The sequence below is a fragment of the Bacillus sp. A015 genome (genome assembly GCF_053851875.1).
In genome coordinates this window covers 57,258-74,594 of the sequence record NZ_JBSPZB010000009.1, presented here as the reverse complement: position 1 = coordinate 74,594, position 17,337 = coordinate 57,258, and the positions used below count along the sequence as shown (strand labels likewise).

The following is a 17,337-nucleotide window of genomic DNA, read 5'->3' as shown; positions in this document are numbered from 1 at the left end:
TCTTTAAGTCAGAAAATTCAAAAATATAGGAGGCGTTTTATGAAACTCTCAGAGTTAAAATCAAGTGGTCATCCTAAGACATTGTTTGGATCATTTTTATATTTCGATGTGAGTTTTATGATTTGGGTTTTATTAGGGGCGCTGGGGGCTTTTATTGCGCAAGATTTTGCTTTATCGACAGTGGAAAAAGGTATGATTGTCGCAATTCCGATTCTATCTGGTTCTTTCTTTCGGATTATGCTGGGCTTATTAACCGATCGAATAGGCCCTAAAAAGACTGCGGTGATGGGAATGCTCTTAACCACCATTCCGCTCATTTGGGGGTTCATCGCTGGTACAACCCTTTCGGAGCTTGTGCTGATTGGTATTTTGCTAGGAGTGGCAGGGGCAAGTTTTGCTGTCGCTTTGCCAATGGCCAGCCGCTGGTATCCTCCTCATTTACAAGGAGTAGCCATGGGGATTGCGGGCGCCGGAAATAGCGGAACACTGATCTCCACGCTATTTGGGCCAAGACTTGCCGAGATTTACGGGTGGCATGCAGTGATGGGGCTCGCCCTTATCCCGTTAAGTCTTGTCTTTTTGTTTTTTATTTTCACGGCAAAGGATGCACCAAATCAGCCTGCTCCTCAGCCGCTTCGGTCGTATTTTTCAGTATTTCAAGTAAAATCAACATGGTTTTTCTGTTTACTTTATGCGATTACCTTCGGAGGGTTTGTCGGGCTTTCAAGTTTTCTAAGTATTTTCTTTGTGGATCAATATGGGATCTCGAAAATACATGCCGGTGATTTTGTGACTCTTTGTGTTGCTGCGGGCAGCTTCTTTCGACCTGTTGGCGGTCTCATTGCCGATAAAATAGGTGGAATGAAGGCGCTGCTTGGATTATTCGCAGTCATCGGCATCTGCTTAGGAGCAGTGAGCAGTCTTCCAGCTTTACCTGTGGTCATTGCGCTTTTATTTGTCGGGATGATGTGTCTTGGTATGGGGAATGGGGCTGTTTTTCAGCTGGTGCCGCAGGTGTTCCATAAGGAAATTGGCATTGTGACTGGGATTGTTGGTGCTGCGGGAGGCATTGGCGGATTCTTTTTACCAAATGTTCTTGGCAGTTTCAAAGAAATGACTGGCTCGTATATGTTTGGCTTTTTAACCATTTCACTTATTGTGCTTGTCGTCTTTCTTTGTTTAGTCGTATCGCAGCTTAAACGTAAAAAAGTGATCATCAATCACACCATCTCTGAATCATAAAAAGCCATGACCACTCTTTGGTCATGGCTTTTCTCTATATGTGTAAACACCCTTTATTTGACCTATTTTGGCAGAACCGAACTCCCCATTAAATAACGGTCTACCTCGTGTGCCACTTGTCTGCCTTCGTTAATTGCCCAAACAATCAGACTTTGGCCGCGTCTTGCATCTCCCGCTGCAAATACGCCTTCTACATTTGTTGTATATTCCCCATACTTTGCGTCAATGCGATTGTTTTTGCTGTCCACGCCAAAGTGTTTCACTAGCGGCTGTTCAGTTCCCTCAAAACCAATTGCAATAAAGACAAGCTGAGCAGGCCATACCTTCTCTGTTCCTGGAATCTCATGAAATTCAAACTTCCCATGTTCGTTTTTCACCTTTTCCATTTGAATGGTATGAAGCTCTTTTAATTTCCCATTTTTATCTGCCACAATCTTTGTGGTTTGAATCGAATATTGACGCGGGTCTTCTCCGAATTTTGCTTGTGCTTCTTCATAAGCATAATCGAGCGAGAAGACATAAGGCTGCTCTGGCCACATGTTATCCCCTACACGTGTATCTGGAAGCTTTGGATGCTTTCCGAATTGAACAACACTTTTTGCTTTTTGGCGAAGCGCAGTTGCTACGCAGTCAGCACCTGTATCTCCTCCGCCAATGACAATCACGTCTTTTCCTTTTGCATCAATGAAATTTTTATCTTTAAATCCTGAATCAAGCATGCTTTTTGTTGCGAGTGTTAAATAATCCATCGCCAGGTGTATCCCTTTTGCTTCACGGCCTTCGATTAATAGGTCGCGCTGCTTTTGTGCACCTGTACAAAGGATGACCGCATCAAATTGCTCTTTTAGCTCATCGGCAGTGATATCCACGCCAATTTCTGTGTTCGTGACAAAGTCAATGCCTTCTTGTCTCAAAAGTTTCACTCTGCGCTCAACGACTTCTTTGTCCAGCTTCATATTCGGAATGCCATAGGTGAGCAGTCCGCCAAGTCGATCAGATCGTTCAAACACTGTCACTGCGTGTCCTGCTTGGTTTAATTGATCAGCACTTGCAAGTCCTGCTGGCCCTGAACCGACAATCGCAATCTTTTTCCCTGAACGGCTTGAAGGAATTCTTGGTGTAATCCATCCATTCTCGAAGCCTTTATCAATGATCGTGCGTTCGATATTTTTAATCGAAACAGCTGGATCATTGATGGCGACTGTACATGAGCCTTCGCAAGGCGCTGGACATACTCTCCCAGTAAATTCAGGGAAATTGTTCGTTTTTTGCAGTCTTTCGAGCGCTTCTTTCCATCTCCCGCGATAGACAAGGTCATTCCACTCTGGAATTAAATTATAGATCGGGCAGCCAGACACGCCGCCCCTGATTTCCATCCCAATTTGACAAAACGGTGTTCCGCAATCCATACATCTAGCGCCCTGCTTTTTTAATACCTCATCTGTATAAGGAGCTGAATATTCTTTCCAGTCTTTTTGACGAGTGAGAGGGTCACGTTCATTTGGCTTTTCTCTTTTATAATCCATAAAACCTGTTGCTTTGCCCATTGTCCTCTCCCCTTTCTTAATGAGCGAGGGCTGCTTTTTGCCCGTTTGCCGTTTCTTTATTTTTCGGTTTTGTATTTGCTTCAAAAGCGAACATCACTGCTTCTTCATGACTGAGACCCGCTTGTTTTTGTTCTTCAATGCTTTGAAGCATCATTTTGTAATTTCTCGGAATGATCTTAATGAATTGGTCCTTTTCTTGCGCCCAGTTTTCTAGAAGTGCTGATGCTTTTGAGCTGTTTGTATAATCAAGATGCTCTTTAATCATTTGCTTCACTTCTTGTTCTTCCTCATGATCTGTAAGCTTTTCAAACATGATCATTTCCATGTTACACATTCTTTTGAACTGCTTCGCATCAGATGTATGCACGTAAGCCACACCGCCAGACATGCCTGCGCCAAAGTTTTTCCCGACGTTCCCTAAAATCACAACACGTCCGCCAGTCATATACTCACAGCCGTGATCCCCGATTCCTTCAACGACCACATTGACACCTGAATTACGAACAGCAAATCGTTCACCTGCACGCCCGTTAATATAAGCTTTTCCGCTTGTCGCACCATAGAATGCGACGTTTCCAACAATCACGTTTTCATGTCCATTTTGCACAAAGTGATCAGAGGTTTTGACAGCAATTTTGCCTCCAGAGAGTCCTTTGCCGATATAGTCATTTGAGTCACCTGTTAAATATAAGGACATGCCCTTTGGCACAAATGCGCCGAAGCTTTGTCCAGCTGAACCAGTGAAACGCAGTGTGATCGTATCCTCTGGTAATCCTTCTTCCCCGTAGCGCTTAGACACTTCACTGCCAGTAATCGTTCCGGCCACACGGTTGATGTTGCGAATGTTTAGTGATAGATCAACCGGTGTTTGATGATTCAGCGCTTCCTGTACATAAGGGAGGATCTCATTCATATCAAGTGATTCATCAATTTTATGATTTTGCGGTGTTCTGAACGTTCGCGCCCCTTCTGGTTGATAAAGAAGTGTTTCAAGGTCTAGCTGTCCTGCTTTCCAGTGAGCTTTTGCTCGTTCACTGACCGCTAGAACGTCTGTGCGCCCAATTAGTTCATCCATTGATCTAAAGCCAAGTTCAGCTAAGATTTCTCTTACTTCCTCTGCAATAAACATCATGAAGTTCACAATGTGATCAGGGTTACCCATGAATTTTTTACGAAGCTCTGGATTTTGTGTCGCAACACCGACCGGGCAAGTATCTAAATGACATGCTCTCATCATCACGCAGCCTAAAACGACTAGTGGAGCTGTCGCAAAGCCGTATTCTTCTGCTCCTAAAATCGCAGCCATGACAACATCGCGGCCTGTCATTAACTTTCCGTCAGTTTCAAGAACCACTCTCTCGCGAAGACCGTTTAAGACAAGGGTTTGATGCGCTTCTGCCAAACCGAGCTCCCAAGGAAGTCCTGTATGTTTAATACTTGTTTTCGGCGAAGCCCCTGTGCCGCCATCGTATCCGCTGATCACAATGACATCCGCAGTACCTTTTGCTACACCTGCTGCAATCGTGCCAACGCCAGCTTTAGACACAAGCTTGACACTGATGCGAGCATCACGGTTAGCGTTTTTCAAATCGTGGATCAGCTGAGCCAAATCCTCGATGGAATAAATATCATGATGCGGTGGTGGTGAAATCAGGCCGACACCTGGAGTAGAACCTCGTACATCGGCGACCCAAGGATATACTTTATTTCCCGGAAGCTGTCCGCCTTCTCCAGGCTTTGCTCCTTGTGCCATTTTAATTTGCAGTTCATCTGCATTAACCAAGTAATGACTCTTAACCCCAAAGCGGCCAGAAGCAATTTGTTTGATCGCACTTCTGCGATCATCGCCGCGTTCATCTACTGTAAAGCGAGCAGGATCTTCGCCGCCTTCCCCGCTGTTACTTTTACCGCCAATTCGGTTCATCGCAATGGCAAGTGCCTCATGCGCTTCCTTACTTAATGAACCAAATGACATCGCACCCGTCTTAAAGCGGCGTACAATCGATTCAGCAGATTCTACCTCTTCAAGAGAAACTCGCTTTTGTTTTGGATGAAAAGCGAATAGATTTCGAAGGAAGCCAATTCTTTCTTCATCCGCTGCCTTTGTATATTGCTTGAATAGGTCATAATCTTCGTTGCGGCATGCCCACTGAAGGGTATGAATCGTTTTTGGATTAAAGGCATGATGCTCTCCATTTTTTCTCCATTGGAATTCACTGCCTGATTCGAGTGTTTGGTCAGTAGCTGCCTGATACCCTGCTTCATGACGAAGCTTTGCCTCACTAGCAATGGTGTCAAGATCGATACCGCCAAGCTGCGAAGCTGTTCCTGTAAAATACGCCTGAATGACGTCTTCACTAATGCCGACGGCTTCAAAGATTTGCGCCCCTCTATAACTTTGCACAGTGGAAATACCCACTTTAGACATGACTTTGACTACACCCTCGGTCACGCTTTTGCCAAACTTTGTGACAGCTTCATCAAAGCTGATGGAGATCGCTTCTTCTTCAATGAGCTGTTTGTACGTTTCATAGACCAGATAAGGGTGGATCGCATCTGCTCCATAGCCAATCAGTGCAGCAAAATGATGGACTTCCCTTACTTCTCCAGATTCGACGATCAGACTCACCTTTGTTCGTAAGCCTTGACGCACAAGATGCTGGTGAAGTGCACTTAACGCAAGAAGTGGTGGAATCGGCACTTTTTCTTCCGTCATTTCACGATCTGAAAGAATTAATAAAGATACGCCCGCGCGAATGGCTTTTTCCGCCTCTTCAAACATCGCATCCAGCCCGCGTTTTAGATCATCGGTGAAAAGTGTATGAATCGTTTTGCTTTTAAAGGCATTGTGAACAATCGTTTTCAAGCCGTTAAATTGCCCGCTCGTTAAGACCGGTGTATAAAGTTTAATTCTTCGGCATGAATATTCATTTGGATGTAAAATATCTCCCTCAGCACCTAACCAAGTCATGGTTGATGTCACAAGCTGCTCACGAATCGCATCAATCGGCGGATTCGTCACTTGTGCAAACAGCTGTTTGAAATAGTTAAAAAGAGACTGCGCACGATCTGATAACACAGCAAGCGGTGTGTCACTACCCATTGAACCGATGGGGTCCTTGCCTTCCTCTAGTAAAGGAATTAAATACTTTTGAATGTCTTCATACGTATAATGGAAAGCACGCTGACGTGTCAATACATCCTCCATTATACTAGAATTTTCTGAATTTTCTTCAGAGCGATTGACGTGGACCATTTCTTCATCGAGCCACTTTTGATAAGGAAGCTCATTCGCAATCGTCGATTTCACTTCTTCATCAGAAATAATTCTTCCTTCTTCTAAATCGATTAACAGCATTTTGCCCGGCTCAAGACGGTCTTTATATTTGACATCTTCTTCATTGGTGTCGATCACGCCGACTTCAGAAGAGAAAATGATATGATCGTCATTTGTGACATAGTATCTTGCCGGTCTTAATCCGTTTCGGTCTAAGATGGCCCCAATTTGTTTACCGTCAGTAAAAGAAATCGCTGTTGGCCCGTCCCAAGGCTCCATTAAAGAACTATGGTATTCATAAAATGCCCGTTTCTCTTTCGACATGTGCGTATTTTCAGTCCAAGGCTCAGGTATGAGCATCATGGCTGTATGAGCAGGAGTACGGCCTGCAAGTACAAAAAATTCAAAGGCATTGTCTAAAATGGATGAATCACTTCCGTCTGCATTCAGCACTGGCAAAATCTTGTCTAGATCTTCTCCGAAGGCTTCAGACACGAATTGTTGTTCTCTTGCTCTCATCCAATTGATGTTTCCTCTTAGTGTGTTGATTTCTCCGTTGTGAATTAAGTAACGGTTTGGATGGGCTCTTTCCCATGTAGGGAATGTATTTGTACTAAATCTTGAATGAACAAGCGAAAATGCAGAAACAAATGTTTCATCCTGAAGATCAAGATAAAAAGCATCGACTTGATCTGACGTTAAAAGCCCCTTATATACAATGGTCTGACTTGATAGGCTGACAAAGTAAAATTGTTTTTCCTCTGCTGTTCCCCAGTTTTCAGCCTGCTTACGAATAACATATAATTTTCTTTCAAATGACAAACGATCTGTTACGTTGTCGTTTGCCCCGATAAAGACTTGCCTGACAACCGGACAGCTCTTCGCTGCAACAGTACCAATTTTCCCAGCATCGACAGGAACCGTTCTCCAGCCAATTAATGTTTGACCTTCTTGTTTAATGAACCCGTTGATTTTCTGCTCGATAGCTTGACGCGTTTTTTCATCATCATCTTTTGAAAAGAAGACCATTCCTACCCCGTAACGGCCCTTTTCAGGAAGTACAAATTCTTTGCAGTTCTTTCTAAAGAATGCGTCTGGCAGTTGTACCATTAAGCCAGCACCATCACCTGTATACGGATCACTGCCTTGCCCGCCGCGATGATCAAGCTGGCACAGCATTTGTAATCCCTTTTTGACGATGCTATGTGTCGCCTCCCCTTTTAAATGGGCGTACAGTCCGATTCCACATGCATCATGTTCAAATTCAGGACGGTAGAGACCTTGTGGTTGTGGTAGTTGATTATAAGTCATCGTTTCTCTCCCCCGTTTAAAAGATCCGTTTTTTCACAGTAATAAAATCTCACAAACTCTGTAACTTATTTTAAGTTTTCAAATTAATATAAACAATATATAATTTAGATCAAAACAATCTCTTTTTGAGATAGATGGGTGTGAAGTGCAAAAATGGAGCTTCGTCAGTTACGTTATTTTGTAGAAGTTGCGGACCGTGAACACGTGTCAGAAGCGGCTGAAAACTTACATGTTGCCCAATCTGCCATCAGCCGGCAGATTGCCAATTTAGAAGAAGAACTTGGAGTCGCTTTATTCGAACGAGAAGGACGAAATATTAAATTAACGAAGATTGGCAGACAATTTTTAGATCATGTCAGAACTGCACTAAAGGCCATTGATTACGCAAAAGAGCAAATTGATGAATACTTAGACCCGCACAAAGGAACGGTGAATATTGGCTTTCCTACAAGTCTAGCAAGCCAAGTACTTCCTTCTGTCATATCTGCATTTAAGCAGGAATATCCAGAGGTCGATTTTTTACTTCGTCAAGGATCCTATAAATTTCTCATTGAAGCTGTAAAAAATCGAGATATTGATCTCGCTTTTTTAGGACCTGTACCGACAAACGATCCGCAAATAGAAGGAAATATTTTGTTTTCAGAAAGCATTTATGCCCTTTTGCCTTTTAGCCACCCCTTTAGCGGGCAAAGGAGTATTCATTTAAGTGATTTAAGAAAGGATCATTTCGTTTTATTTCCTGAAGGGTATGTGCTGAGACAAATTGCGGTAGATGCTTGTAAGCAGGCAGGCTATGAGCCAACCATTTCATCTGAAGGAGAAGATTTGGATGCCATTAAAGGTCTCGTGTCAGCTGATATGGGCGTTACCTTATTACCCGAGAGTGCCTTTTATGAAACAACACCACGATTTACAGTGAAAATTCCGATCGACTTTCCGCAAGTGAGAAGAACCGTTGGTATTATCGCGTCTAAGTCTCGAGAGATGTCTCCATCTGCACATGATTTCTATGTGTTTGTAAAGGATTTCTTTTCAAAAATTGAACAATATAAATAATCCATTAAAACAAGACATTTCATTTGTAGAAATAATTCCTCTTTGTATATGATGGGTTACAGAACAACAGACTATATGGAAGAAAGGTATTCGTATGAAATCAATTTTATCGTTTTTAAAGCCATATCGGCTATCCGTTGTGTCCATTGTCATCCTCACCTTTTTAAGCAGTATGCTCCAGCTGTATTTACCGACTTTGACAGCAGATATCGTAGATGTCGGGATCGTACAAGGAGATATCGCTTACATATGGAAGGTTGGCGGCTGGATGGTTGCCTGTTCTTTACTTGCCATCTTGCTCACGATTTGGAAGTCTTACCTGTCATCAAAGACTGCACTTGGCTTCGGCCGTGATATGAGAAGACAGCTGTTCGTTCATGTCGAACAATTTTCACTAGAAGAATTTCAAAAGATCGGGACGTCTTCATTTATTACAAGATCAACAAATGATGTGAAACAAGTCCAAGATGTAACGATCATGATCTTACAAATGATGACGAGAGCTCCTCTCATGCTTGTGGGCGGAATTATTTTAGCTGTCTCTAGAGATGCTGTCCTGTCTCTTATTTTTTTAGCAGCTCTTCCCCTGCTTGGCGGGTTTATCTATTTGGTTTCAAGAAAAGCCATACCGCTATTCGGCCAACTTCAGAAAAAAACGGACCGTCTGAATTTAATTATGAGAGAATCTCTTTCTGGCATCCGGGTCATTCGAGCTTTTAACCGGGTCGATGATGAAAAGGCACGTTTTCAAGAAGCCAACACATCCTATAAGGATACCGGGCTCAAGGTCAACAGATTAATGGCATACTTGTTTCCATTTATGCTCATCATTATGAACTTCACGAATATTGGCATTGTCTGGCTTGGTGCAAACCGGATTGATGCCGGAGAGATGGAAGTTGGGAATCTCATTGCCTTCATTCAATATGCCATGATGATTTTAATGGCACTCATTATGCTGTCAATGAGCTTTATTATGGTCCCAAGAGCACAGGCATCAGCTAAACGCATGAACGAAGTGTTAAACACGGAACCGAAGATTAAAGACAAAGAAGAGTCTGTTACCAAGCTTCATCAACCCGCACAATCCATTCGCTTTGAGGATGTTTCATTTTATTACTCAAATGCTGAGAAACCGGCCGTTCAACATATTACGTTTGAAGCCAAAACTGGTGAAACGACTGCCATTATCGGAAGTACGGGTTCCGGGAAAACGACTCTCCTCCAGCTGATGACACGCTTTTACGAAGCGACAGAAGGACGGATTACACTAGATGGTGTAGATATCAGAGAGCTGCCCCAAGAAAAACTAAGAAGTCAGATGGGCTATGTCGCTCAAAAAGCCGTTTTATTCAGCGGAAGTATTGCCGATAATGTGCGCTTTGGCCGGCAGGATGCAAGCGATGAAGACATTTGGAAAGCGCTGCGAACCGCACAGGCTGAGGAATTTGTTTTGCAGAAAGATGGCGGAATCGATGCTGAGATAGACCAAGGTGGATCAAATCTCTCTGGTGGTCAAAAGCAGCGGCTTTCCATTGCAAGAGCACTTGTCAGAAAGCCCTCATTCTATCTGTTTGACGATAGTTTCTCTGCACTTGATTACAAAACGGATGCGAAGCTTCGGGCATCATTAGAAGCCGAAAAAGAGCATGCAGCCCTTATCATTGTCGCCCAAAGAATCAGTACAGTGAAGCATAGCGATAAAATCATTGTGCTAGATGAAGGGAAAATCGCAGGTATCGGAACACATGAACAATTAATAAAGGACAATCTTGTGTATCAAGAGATTGTCGCATCACAGGAAGGTCAGGAGGTGGACCAAGGATGAGTAAGAAAATGTCTTCTGGAATGGGACATAAAGGCGGTCACCCTAAGGAAACGGTTGCAAAACCGAAGGAATTTAAGAAAACACTTCTTCGTTTGACTGGCTATTTAAAACCGAGGAAATTTCAGCTGATTCTTGTACTGATTGCAGCGATCGGTTCAACCGTCTTTAGCGTGATTAGTCCTAAACTACTCGGGGATGCCACCTCTTCCCTATTTGAAAGCTTTACACAAGGGACAGCCGTTCAATTTGATGTCATTTCACGCATTTTATTGCTGCTTGTCCTGTTATACGTCGTTGCCTCTCTCTTTTCATTCGTTCAGCAATACGTGATGGCAGGTGTTTCCCAACAGACCATTGCTGAATTACGGCAAGAAGCAAATGACAAGCTCACACGTCTCCCCCTTCGTTATTTTGATAAAACAACCCACGGGGACACGCTGAGCCGTGTGATGAACGATATCGATAATATTAATACATCGCTTCAGCAGGCACTCACCCAAGTGATTACATCTGTGATTACGGTCATTGGGATTGTCGTCATGATGCTTTTCATTAGTCCGTTACTCACCTTGCTTGTTTGTTTGACGCTGCCACTTAGTCTATTTGCGATTCGCGGCATCACGTCATTTTCTCAAAAGCATTTTAAGGCGCAGCAAAAAGAGCTCGGTATGATCAATGGGCATATTAATGAAATGTTCACAGGACATCAGACCGTTCGTGCGTATGGCTATGAAAAGAAAGCGATCGATACATTTGATCAATTAAACGAACAGCTGTATGAATCATCAAGGAAAGCGCAGTTTATTTCTGGTTTAATGATGCCAATGATGACCTTTATCGGGAACCTTGGCTATGTGGCAGTAAGTGTAGCCGGCGGTATTCTTGTCATTAACGGGAATATTCGTGTTGGGGATGTGCAGGCATTTATTCAATACACGCAGCAAATGTCTCAGCCGCTTGTGCAAGCATCAAGTGTCGCAAACTTAGTTCAATCTGCGATCGCTTCTGCTGAAAGGGTCTTTGAAATCCTGGATGAGGAAGAAGAAAGTGCCGAAGAGGATGCGGTGATTGATCTTGAATCACTTTCAGGAGATGTGACCTTTGAACAAGTTCAATTCGGATATGAGAAAGATCATCCGATTATTAAAGATTTGAATTTACATGTCCAGGAAGGACAAACGGTTGCCATTGTCGGGCCAACTGGCGCGGGAAAAACAACCATTATCAATTTATTAATGCGTTTTTATGAATTAGATCAAGGCTCCATTCGCATTGGCGGTGTCAAAACAACCGACCTCAGCCGTCAGCAAGTACGTGATTTATTTGCAATGGTTCTTCAGGATACGTGGCTTTTTGAAGGCACGATTTACGACAATATTGCATATGGCAGGCAGCACGTCTCAAAAGAGGATGTTATCAAAGCCGCAAAACATGCCTATGCAGATGATTTCATCCGCACGCTTCCAGACGGATATGACACACTCTTAACAGAAGATGCCGGCAACCTGTCACAAGGTCAGCGTCAGCTCTTAACCATCGCCCGTGCGATTTTATCTGATCCAAAGATCTTGATATTAGATGAAGCGACAAGCAGTGTCGATACGCGGACAGAGATGCACATTCAAAAAGCAATGAATGACCTGTTGAAAGGCAGAACGAGCTTCGTCATTGCACACAGACTTTCGACGATCAAGGATGCCGACCTCATTTTAGTCATGAAAGATGGCACCATCATTGAAAAAGGAACTCACAGTGAACTTTTGAAAGAAAAAGGCTTTTATGCTGACTTATATATGAGTCAATTTGCCGAGCATCAAGTCGGTTAAAAACAAAGAAGAGGATAGACAGCATGGAAAAAATGCATGCCTATCCTCTTTTTTCATTTCTCAATCTGACCTATTTCTCACCTTTACACTGAGTTTGGTCATGTATTCTGCTTCATTTTTAGAGATCAGCGAATGAAGCAAATACTCCTCAAATACATCTCCATCTAGCACCATTTCCCCTGCCTCAATCTCATCTAATAAACGTGAATAGGCAGATTCAACCTCTTCATATGTTCCTTGATGATACATGACTGCATAGAGGCCGGCGGGTTTTTTGACTGCATTTGGTCCTTCCATTCGGCAAAACAGCAAATCGGACTGATGAAAATGACGCTGAAGGAACTGCTCCTTTTTTAAAACGGAACCATTTGCCGCAGCGCCTTTAATGCCAATTTCTTTTAGAAACTCTCCTACAATACGAGATATTTCTTCTACGGGTGTATTCAAATCAATCGGGTTTGATGCACTTAGTACGATCGGTTCTTCTGGCAGCTCTTGAAACAAGACCTCCCCTGTCTTCACAGATGATAATTCATTCGTTGTCTCAATCACACGTAAGAGAAAAGATTGGATATCCTGCAGTTTTTGAATTTCCTCCCTGACCTTTCCGACTTGTTCAATCGCAAGGCTTTGCAGTCTATCCTGTGAAGGCTCTGTAAAGTATTGTTTTAACTCTTTAATGGGAAATTGAACAGCTCGAAGGGACTGAATGGCAATAAAGTGATCAAATTGCTCGAGAGTATAGTAACGGTACCCATTTTCATGGACACCAGCCGGCTTAAACAAATCGATTTTATCATAATAAAGCAGTGTATCTTTCTTCACATCGAATAACTTCGCAAATTCTCCAGTGAAAAATGTTTTTTGGACATCATTGATCATCTGCATGTCTCCTCTCTTGACTATGGAGTTACTCCATCCTTTATCATAACATGTAGCAACACCACTTACGTGGAGAAAGGATATAAAAATGAACAAAACATCTCAACATCAAGTCACATTATCACTTGCAAATAAAGAGGATTTCCCTTCTATGAAAAAAGAATTACAGGAGGCTTTTACAGCTGGCGTGATCGAGGCATTTGGCGATGCACAAGGTGAACCGATTCCTCCAGATGAAGCGATTGATGAATCTTTTCATGCGGCCGGGGCCCATGTTTATCATATTTTGCTAAATGGTGAAAAGGCTGGAGGCGTTGTATTAAAAATCAACCCACAAACAGATCACAATTCAGTTGACTTACTTTACATCTCTTCATCATCACACAGCCGCGGCATTGGTCAGGCTGCATGGAAAGCTATTGAGGCGCAATATCCAGAAACCAAAGTATGGGAGGTTGTGACCCCTTATTTTGAAAAACGGAACATTCATTTTTATGTCAATAAATGCGGGTTTCAAATTGTAGAGTTCTATCACTTACACCATCCAGACCCAAACTTTCCTCATACCAGTGATAAAGAAAATGACTCTTTAGCACCTGAGACATTTGAGTTCTTTAAATTTGAGAAAGTCATGAAGAAAGACTGTTCAAACGAATGAAAGTATTGAACCTATTAAAAAACACTACCCCATGAAGAAGGTAGTGTTTTTAACATTTTTTCTCAGCCTCTAATCTGACCATCACCAGACAAAAGCAGCTTAGTTGTCGTAAGCGCAGGAAGCCCCATTGGCCCTCTTGCGTGCAGCTTTTGAGTGGAGATGCCTATTTCAGCCCCATATCCAAGTGCGCCGCCGTCTGTAAAGCGGGTGGATGCGTTATGATAAACCGCAGCCGCATCGACTTCGTTTAGAAACGTCAGTGCATTTTTTTCATCTTCTGTCACGATGGCTTCTGAATGTTTTGTGCCGTACTGGTCAATATGGTCAATCGCTTCCTCGATTGAATCCACTACTTTTACCGCAAGATCAAGACTTAAATACTCATCTGTCCAATCCACTTCCTCAGCAGGAACCGCATTTGAAAAGAAAGATTGTGCTTCCTGATCGCCATGTACAGTGACGTGATGGTGAAGCAGTGCTTCATTCAATGCTGCGCCATTCTCTTTCAGCCAATCACGATGAATGATTAGTGTCTCAAGTGCATTACACACAGCTGGACGATTCGTTTTCGCATTGATAACAATCTCAATGGCCTTATCGATATTCGCTGTTTGATCAATAAAAACATGGCAGTTCCCTGTTCCTGTTTCAAGGACTGGGATGGTTGATTCTTCAACAACTGTTTTGATTAAAGAAGCCCCGCCTCTTGGAATTAACACATCGATCCATTCCTTTAGATGAAACATCGCTTGAACAGATGAACGGTCTGTTTGTTCAATAAATTGGACCGCATCACGAGGGATCTTTGTATCATCTAAAGCTTCATGAATGACGCTGACGATGGCTTTGTTGGAAGAAATAGCGGAGGAACCGCCTTTTAAAATCACTGAATTCCCCGCCTTTAAGGCAAGTCCTGCTGCATCGACAGTGACATTCGGTCTCGCTTCATAGATCATACCGATCACGCCGAGCGGTACTCTTCGGCTTTCCACATGTAAGCCGTTTTCAAGAGTCCATTCATCCAATATTTCTCCAACAGGATCTGTTAATCTCGTCACAAGCCGCAAACTTTCAGCAAACTCATGAATTCTCTCCTCATTTAACATTAATCGATCCATCAATGCCTCAGAGAAGCCCTTTTCTTTTCCTGCGTCTAAATCCTTTTGATTCTCCTGTAAAATGAAGCTGCTTTGTTGTTCTAACGCTTGAGCTATTTTAAGCAGCGCCTCATTCTTTTCCTCTGTTTGAAGTAAACCTAGTTTTTTTGATGCGTGCTTTGCTTTTTTCGCTTTTTCTTTGACCGATGTGACAACTTCAGCTGTCAGTGTCATGAAATTCCTCCCTTTTGGTTAGCAAACTGGTATAGATAGATCTAAATGACAAACAAATGCTTCAAGATCGACGACATGAACAACTTCATCTTGTAACAAGTCACTGTTTAGCGCGAGTTCGTCAGACGTATAATTCACAATGCCAAGCCCTATTTCTCTTCTATCTTGATCTAAAATACGGACGACATCGCCTTTTTTAAACGTACCCTTCACATCTACTATGCCATCAGAATCAAGGCTTTTCTCACGGTGCATGAGGTGCTCCTGTGATTTCTCTTGAACAACGATCTCGCCTTTTGGTCCAGAATGAAATGCGATCCACTGCTTCTTATAATTCAGCGGCGCTAAATTTTCATCAGCTGTAAAATAAGTGCCGTCCTCTGTGCCATTGATCGCTTTGTCTAAAATGTGCGGCGTATCCGCTTTTCCTAGAAAGCCATTGATGCCTGCGGCCATTGAAATTTTAAAGGCGTCGAGCTTCGATTTCATTCCGCCTGTTCCAACGCTGCTTCCTGCACCTCCAGCAGCTGCTTCGATGTCTTCTGTGATTTCTGTGACTTCGAGAATTCTCTTCGCATTTGGGTTTGTATGCGGGTTATCTTCATACAAGCCATCAATATCAGATAAAATGGCAAGGAAATCCGCATCAATTAATCCAGCTACTTTTGCAGACAATGTATCATTATCCCCGAACTTGAGCCGATTGATCGTCACTGTATCATTTTCATTGATAATCGGGATGATGCCTCTATCTAATAACACATTCATGGTGTTTCGCACATTTTGATAGCGCGTTTCATCTGAAAAATCACTTCTTGTAATGAGAAGCTGTGAGGCAATATAACCGTGCGATAAAAATAAAGTGGAATATGATTCCATTAAAAGCCCTTGCCCAATTGAGGCAGATGCCTGCTTTTCTGGCAGTGTTTTGGGTCTATCGATAAATCCTAGTTTTCGGTAACCAGCTGCAACCGCACCTGATGAAACCAAAATGACTTCGTGTCCTTCATCTTTCAGTTTCACAATTTGATTGACGAGGTTTTCTAGTTTTTTTAAACTAATCTCACCTTGAAAGCTAGTAAGAGAGCTGCTTCCGATTTTCACAACAATTCGTTTTCTCTCTTTATCTGCGTACACCTTATCACTCCTGTATTGAGGCTCTATTTATATCGTTACTTTTTGTTTTTGCTGTTCACTTATCTCTTTTGATCGATTGGCGGCATGTTTGACGGCCTGCTTGATTGCTTCTCCCCCGCCAAAATCGTCTAATGCATTCAGTCCTGCAGCAGTTGTTCCATTCGGTGACGTGATTTTTTCTCTTAGGACAGAAGGATTTTCAGCTGTTTCTTGAAGCATTTTCGCTGCACCGAGAAGTGTCTGTGCACCGATTTGGCGAGACATTTCCTTTGATAAACCTGCTTCTTCTCCTGCTTCTTCGATTCTTTCCATTAAGAAATAAAAATAGGCTGGCCCGCTTCCGGCAATTCCTGTGAAAATATCCATTTGCTCTTCCTGAATGGTATAGACTTCTCCCATTTCAGATAAAAGGGCCTGACTCATGCTCACATGTTCTTTTTTCACATAACGTCCAGCAGATAGAGCGGTCGCTGACGCCCCAATCGTACTTGACGTATTTGGCATCACCCTCATGACGGGCTGACCCCCATGCAGCATGTCTTCAATATACGATTGCTTAACACCTGCAAGTACAGACAAGATGAGCTGATCTGGCTGAATATGAGGTTTTAATGATTCAAGTGCTGTTTCAGCATCCTTTGGCTTCATTGCCAGGATCAAGATATCCATTTCTTCAAAAGGAAATGAATCCATTGCGGCTGTTTGTATCCCGTATCGTTTCGTTAGTTCATTCAATCGAACTTGACTTTTTCTGTTTGTTGCGTAAATATGGTTGAGCGGCAGCTGTCCTGATCGCACAATACCTGCAATCATTCCTTCCGCCATAGAACCTGCTCCAATGAAAGCAACTTTCTTTTGATCAATGATATTGATCCTCTCCCTCGTTCGCTTTTTGTTCGTGTTTTTCCCACGTACGTTAGTTATCGTAACATGATGAGAAATCGTGTCAAGAAAGAGCCGGCGCTTTTCAAAAGTCCCGAATGCACGGTGAACAGCTTGCTGTATGTATGTTAGCCGTGTTTTTCCAAATCAGAAATTTAGTTCAAAAGAACTATGAATATTTGATTCATAGTACCCTTTCGTTCGACTGAATTCACCATTTTATTTTTGGTTTCGGTGACTTCAATTCTTTTTTAGAAAGCGCTATCATTTTTGATGACTTTCTATTTTCCTATACGATGAATGTTCTTGAATATTTCGATTAGACTATTGACATATTTTAGAAAGCATGTCCGTTGAAAT

The 17,337-nt window shown here is 42.7% G+C and carries 11 protein-coding genes; 5 read left to right on the top strand and 6 right to left on the bottom strand.

Annotation, left to right across the window (positions count from 1 at the left end; all coding sequences use genetic code 11):
* Window positions 1–39: 39 nt before the first annotated feature.
* Window positions 40–1,242 (top strand): MFS transporter, encoded by a 1,203-nt coding sequence (locus ACSLGF_RS09990; RefSeq protein ID WP_456004898.1) that lies wholly within the window; start codon window positions 40–42, stop codon window positions 1,240–1,242.
* A gap of 62 nt (window positions 1,243–1,304) precedes the next feature.
* Here ACSLGF_RS09990 and gltD read toward each other — a convergent pair whose 3' ends face one another.
* On the bottom strand, window positions 1,305–2,789 hold the full coding sequence (gene gltD / locus ACSLGF_RS09985; protein ID WP_456004895.1) for a glutamate synthase small subunit: 1,485 nt from the start codon (window positions 2,787–2,789) through the stop codon (window positions 1,305–1,307).
* Between the two features lie 16 nt (window positions 2,790–2,805).
* A complete protein-coding gene (gene gltB, locus ACSLGF_RS09980) occupies window positions 2,806–7,377 on the bottom strand; it encodes a glutamate synthase large subunit (RefSeq protein ID WP_456004892.1) in 4,572 nt (1,523 codons plus the stop codon).
* A 153-nt stretch (window positions 7,378–7,530) separates the two neighbouring features.
* On the opposite strand from gltB, the gene ACSLGF_RS09975 reads away from it, so the two are divergent.
* The 3 genes from ACSLGF_RS09975 to ACSLGF_RS09965 all read left to right on the top strand — a co-directional run bounded on the left by ACSLGF_RS09975 (window position 7,531) and on the right by ACSLGF_RS09965 (window position 12,087).
* A complete protein-coding gene (locus ACSLGF_RS09975; protein WP_456004890.1) occupies window positions 7,531–8,433 on the top strand; it encodes a LysR family transcriptional regulator in 903 nt (300 codons plus the stop codon).
* Between the two features lie 94 nt (window positions 8,434–8,527).
* Window positions 8,528–10,261, top strand: a complete 1,734-nt coding sequence (locus ACSLGF_RS09970) for an ABC transporter ATP-binding protein (protein ID WP_456004888.1) — start codon at window positions 8,528–8,530, stop codon at window positions 10,259–10,261.
* Window positions 10,258–12,087: an ABC transporter ATP-binding protein gene (locus ACSLGF_RS09965; RefSeq protein ID WP_456004885.1), complete on the top strand. Its 1,830-nt coding sequence runs from the start codon at window positions 10,258–10,260 to the stop codon at window positions 12,085–12,087. The genes ACSLGF_RS09970 and ACSLGF_RS09965 overlap by 4 nt, the downstream gene beginning before the upstream one ends.
* Before the next feature lie 60 nt (window positions 12,088–12,147).
* Here ACSLGF_RS09965 and ACSLGF_RS09960 read toward each other — a convergent pair whose 3' ends face one another.
* Entirely contained in the window at window positions 12,148–12,969 is an 822-nt protein-coding gene (locus tag ACSLGF_RS09960; RefSeq protein ID WP_456004883.1) for a MerR family transcriptional regulator, read from the bottom strand.
* Window positions 12,970–13,057: 88 nt separating this feature from the next.
* On the opposite strand from ACSLGF_RS09960, the gene ACSLGF_RS09955 reads away from it, so the two are divergent.
* On the top strand, window positions 13,058–13,627 hold the full coding sequence (locus ACSLGF_RS09955) for a GNAT family N-acetyltransferase (protein WP_456004880.1): 570 nt from the start codon (window positions 13,058–13,060) through the stop codon (window positions 13,625–13,627).
* Window positions 13,628–13,689: 62 nt separating this feature from the next.
* Here ACSLGF_RS09955 and ACSLGF_RS09950 read toward each other — a convergent pair whose 3' ends face one another.
* Genes ACSLGF_RS09950 through proC form a run of 3 tightly spaced genes read right to left on the bottom strand, consistent with a single transcriptional unit; the run spans window position 13,690 to window position 16,920 of the window.
* Complete coding sequence (locus ACSLGF_RS09950; protein WP_456004878.1) at window positions 13,690–14,958, bottom strand: glutamate-5-semialdehyde dehydrogenase; 1,269 nt, start codon at window positions 14,956–14,958, stop codon at window positions 13,690–13,692.
* A gap of 18 nt (window positions 14,959–14,976) precedes the next feature.
* The gene (gene proB, locus ACSLGF_RS09945) at window positions 14,977–16,095 is read right to left on the bottom strand and encodes a glutamate 5-kinase (RefSeq protein ID WP_456004875.1); all 1,119 of its coding nucleotides are present in this window, start codon (window positions 16,093–16,095) and stop codon (window positions 14,977–14,979) included.
* 27 nt (window positions 16,096–16,122) lie between these two features.
* Window positions 16,123–16,920 (bottom strand): pyrroline-5-carboxylate reductase, encoded by a 798-nt coding sequence (proC, locus tag ACSLGF_RS09940; RefSeq protein WP_456004873.1) that lies wholly within the window; start codon window positions 16,918–16,920, stop codon window positions 16,123–16,125.
* Between the last annotated feature and the right edge of the window lie 417 nt (window positions 16,921–17,337).

Bases quoted from the DNA above. Each gene is read 5' to 3' on its own strand.
- ACSLGF_RS09990 (WP_456004898.1), top strand. From the start codon at position 40: ATGAAACTCTCAGAGTTAAAATCAAGTGGTCATCCTAAGACATTGTTT.
- gltD (WP_456004895.1), bottom strand. From the start codon at position 2,789: ATGGGCAAAGCAACAGGTTTTATGGATTATAAAAGAGAAAAGCCAAAT.
- gltB (WP_456004892.1), bottom strand. From the start codon at position 7,377: ATGACTTATAATCAACTACCACAACCACAAGGTCTCTACCGTCCTGAA.
- ACSLGF_RS09975 (WP_456004890.1), top strand. From the start codon at position 7,531: ATGGAGCTTCGTCAGTTACGTTATTTTGTAGAAGTTGCGGACCGTGAA.
- ACSLGF_RS09970 (WP_456004888.1), top strand. From the start codon at position 8,528: ATGAAATCAATTTTATCGTTTTTAAAGCCATATCGGCTATCCGTTGTG.
- ACSLGF_RS09965 (WP_456004885.1), top strand. From the start codon at position 10,258: ATGAGTAAGAAAATGTCTTCTGGAATGGGACATAAAGGCGGTCACCCT.
- ACSLGF_RS09960 (WP_456004883.1), bottom strand. From the start codon at position 12,969: ATGATCAATGATGTCCAAAAAACATTTTTCACTGGAGAATTTGCGAAG.
- ACSLGF_RS09955 (WP_456004880.1), top strand. From the start codon at position 13,058: ATGAACAAAACATCTCAACATCAAGTCACATTATCACTTGCAAATAAA.
- ACSLGF_RS09950 (WP_456004878.1), bottom strand. From the start codon at position 14,958: ATGACACTGACAGCTGAAGTTGTCACATCGGTCAAAGAAAAAGCGAAA.
- proC (WP_456004873.1), bottom strand. From the start codon at position 16,920: ATGGCGGAAGGAATGATTGCAGGTATTGTGCGATCAGGACAGCTGCCG.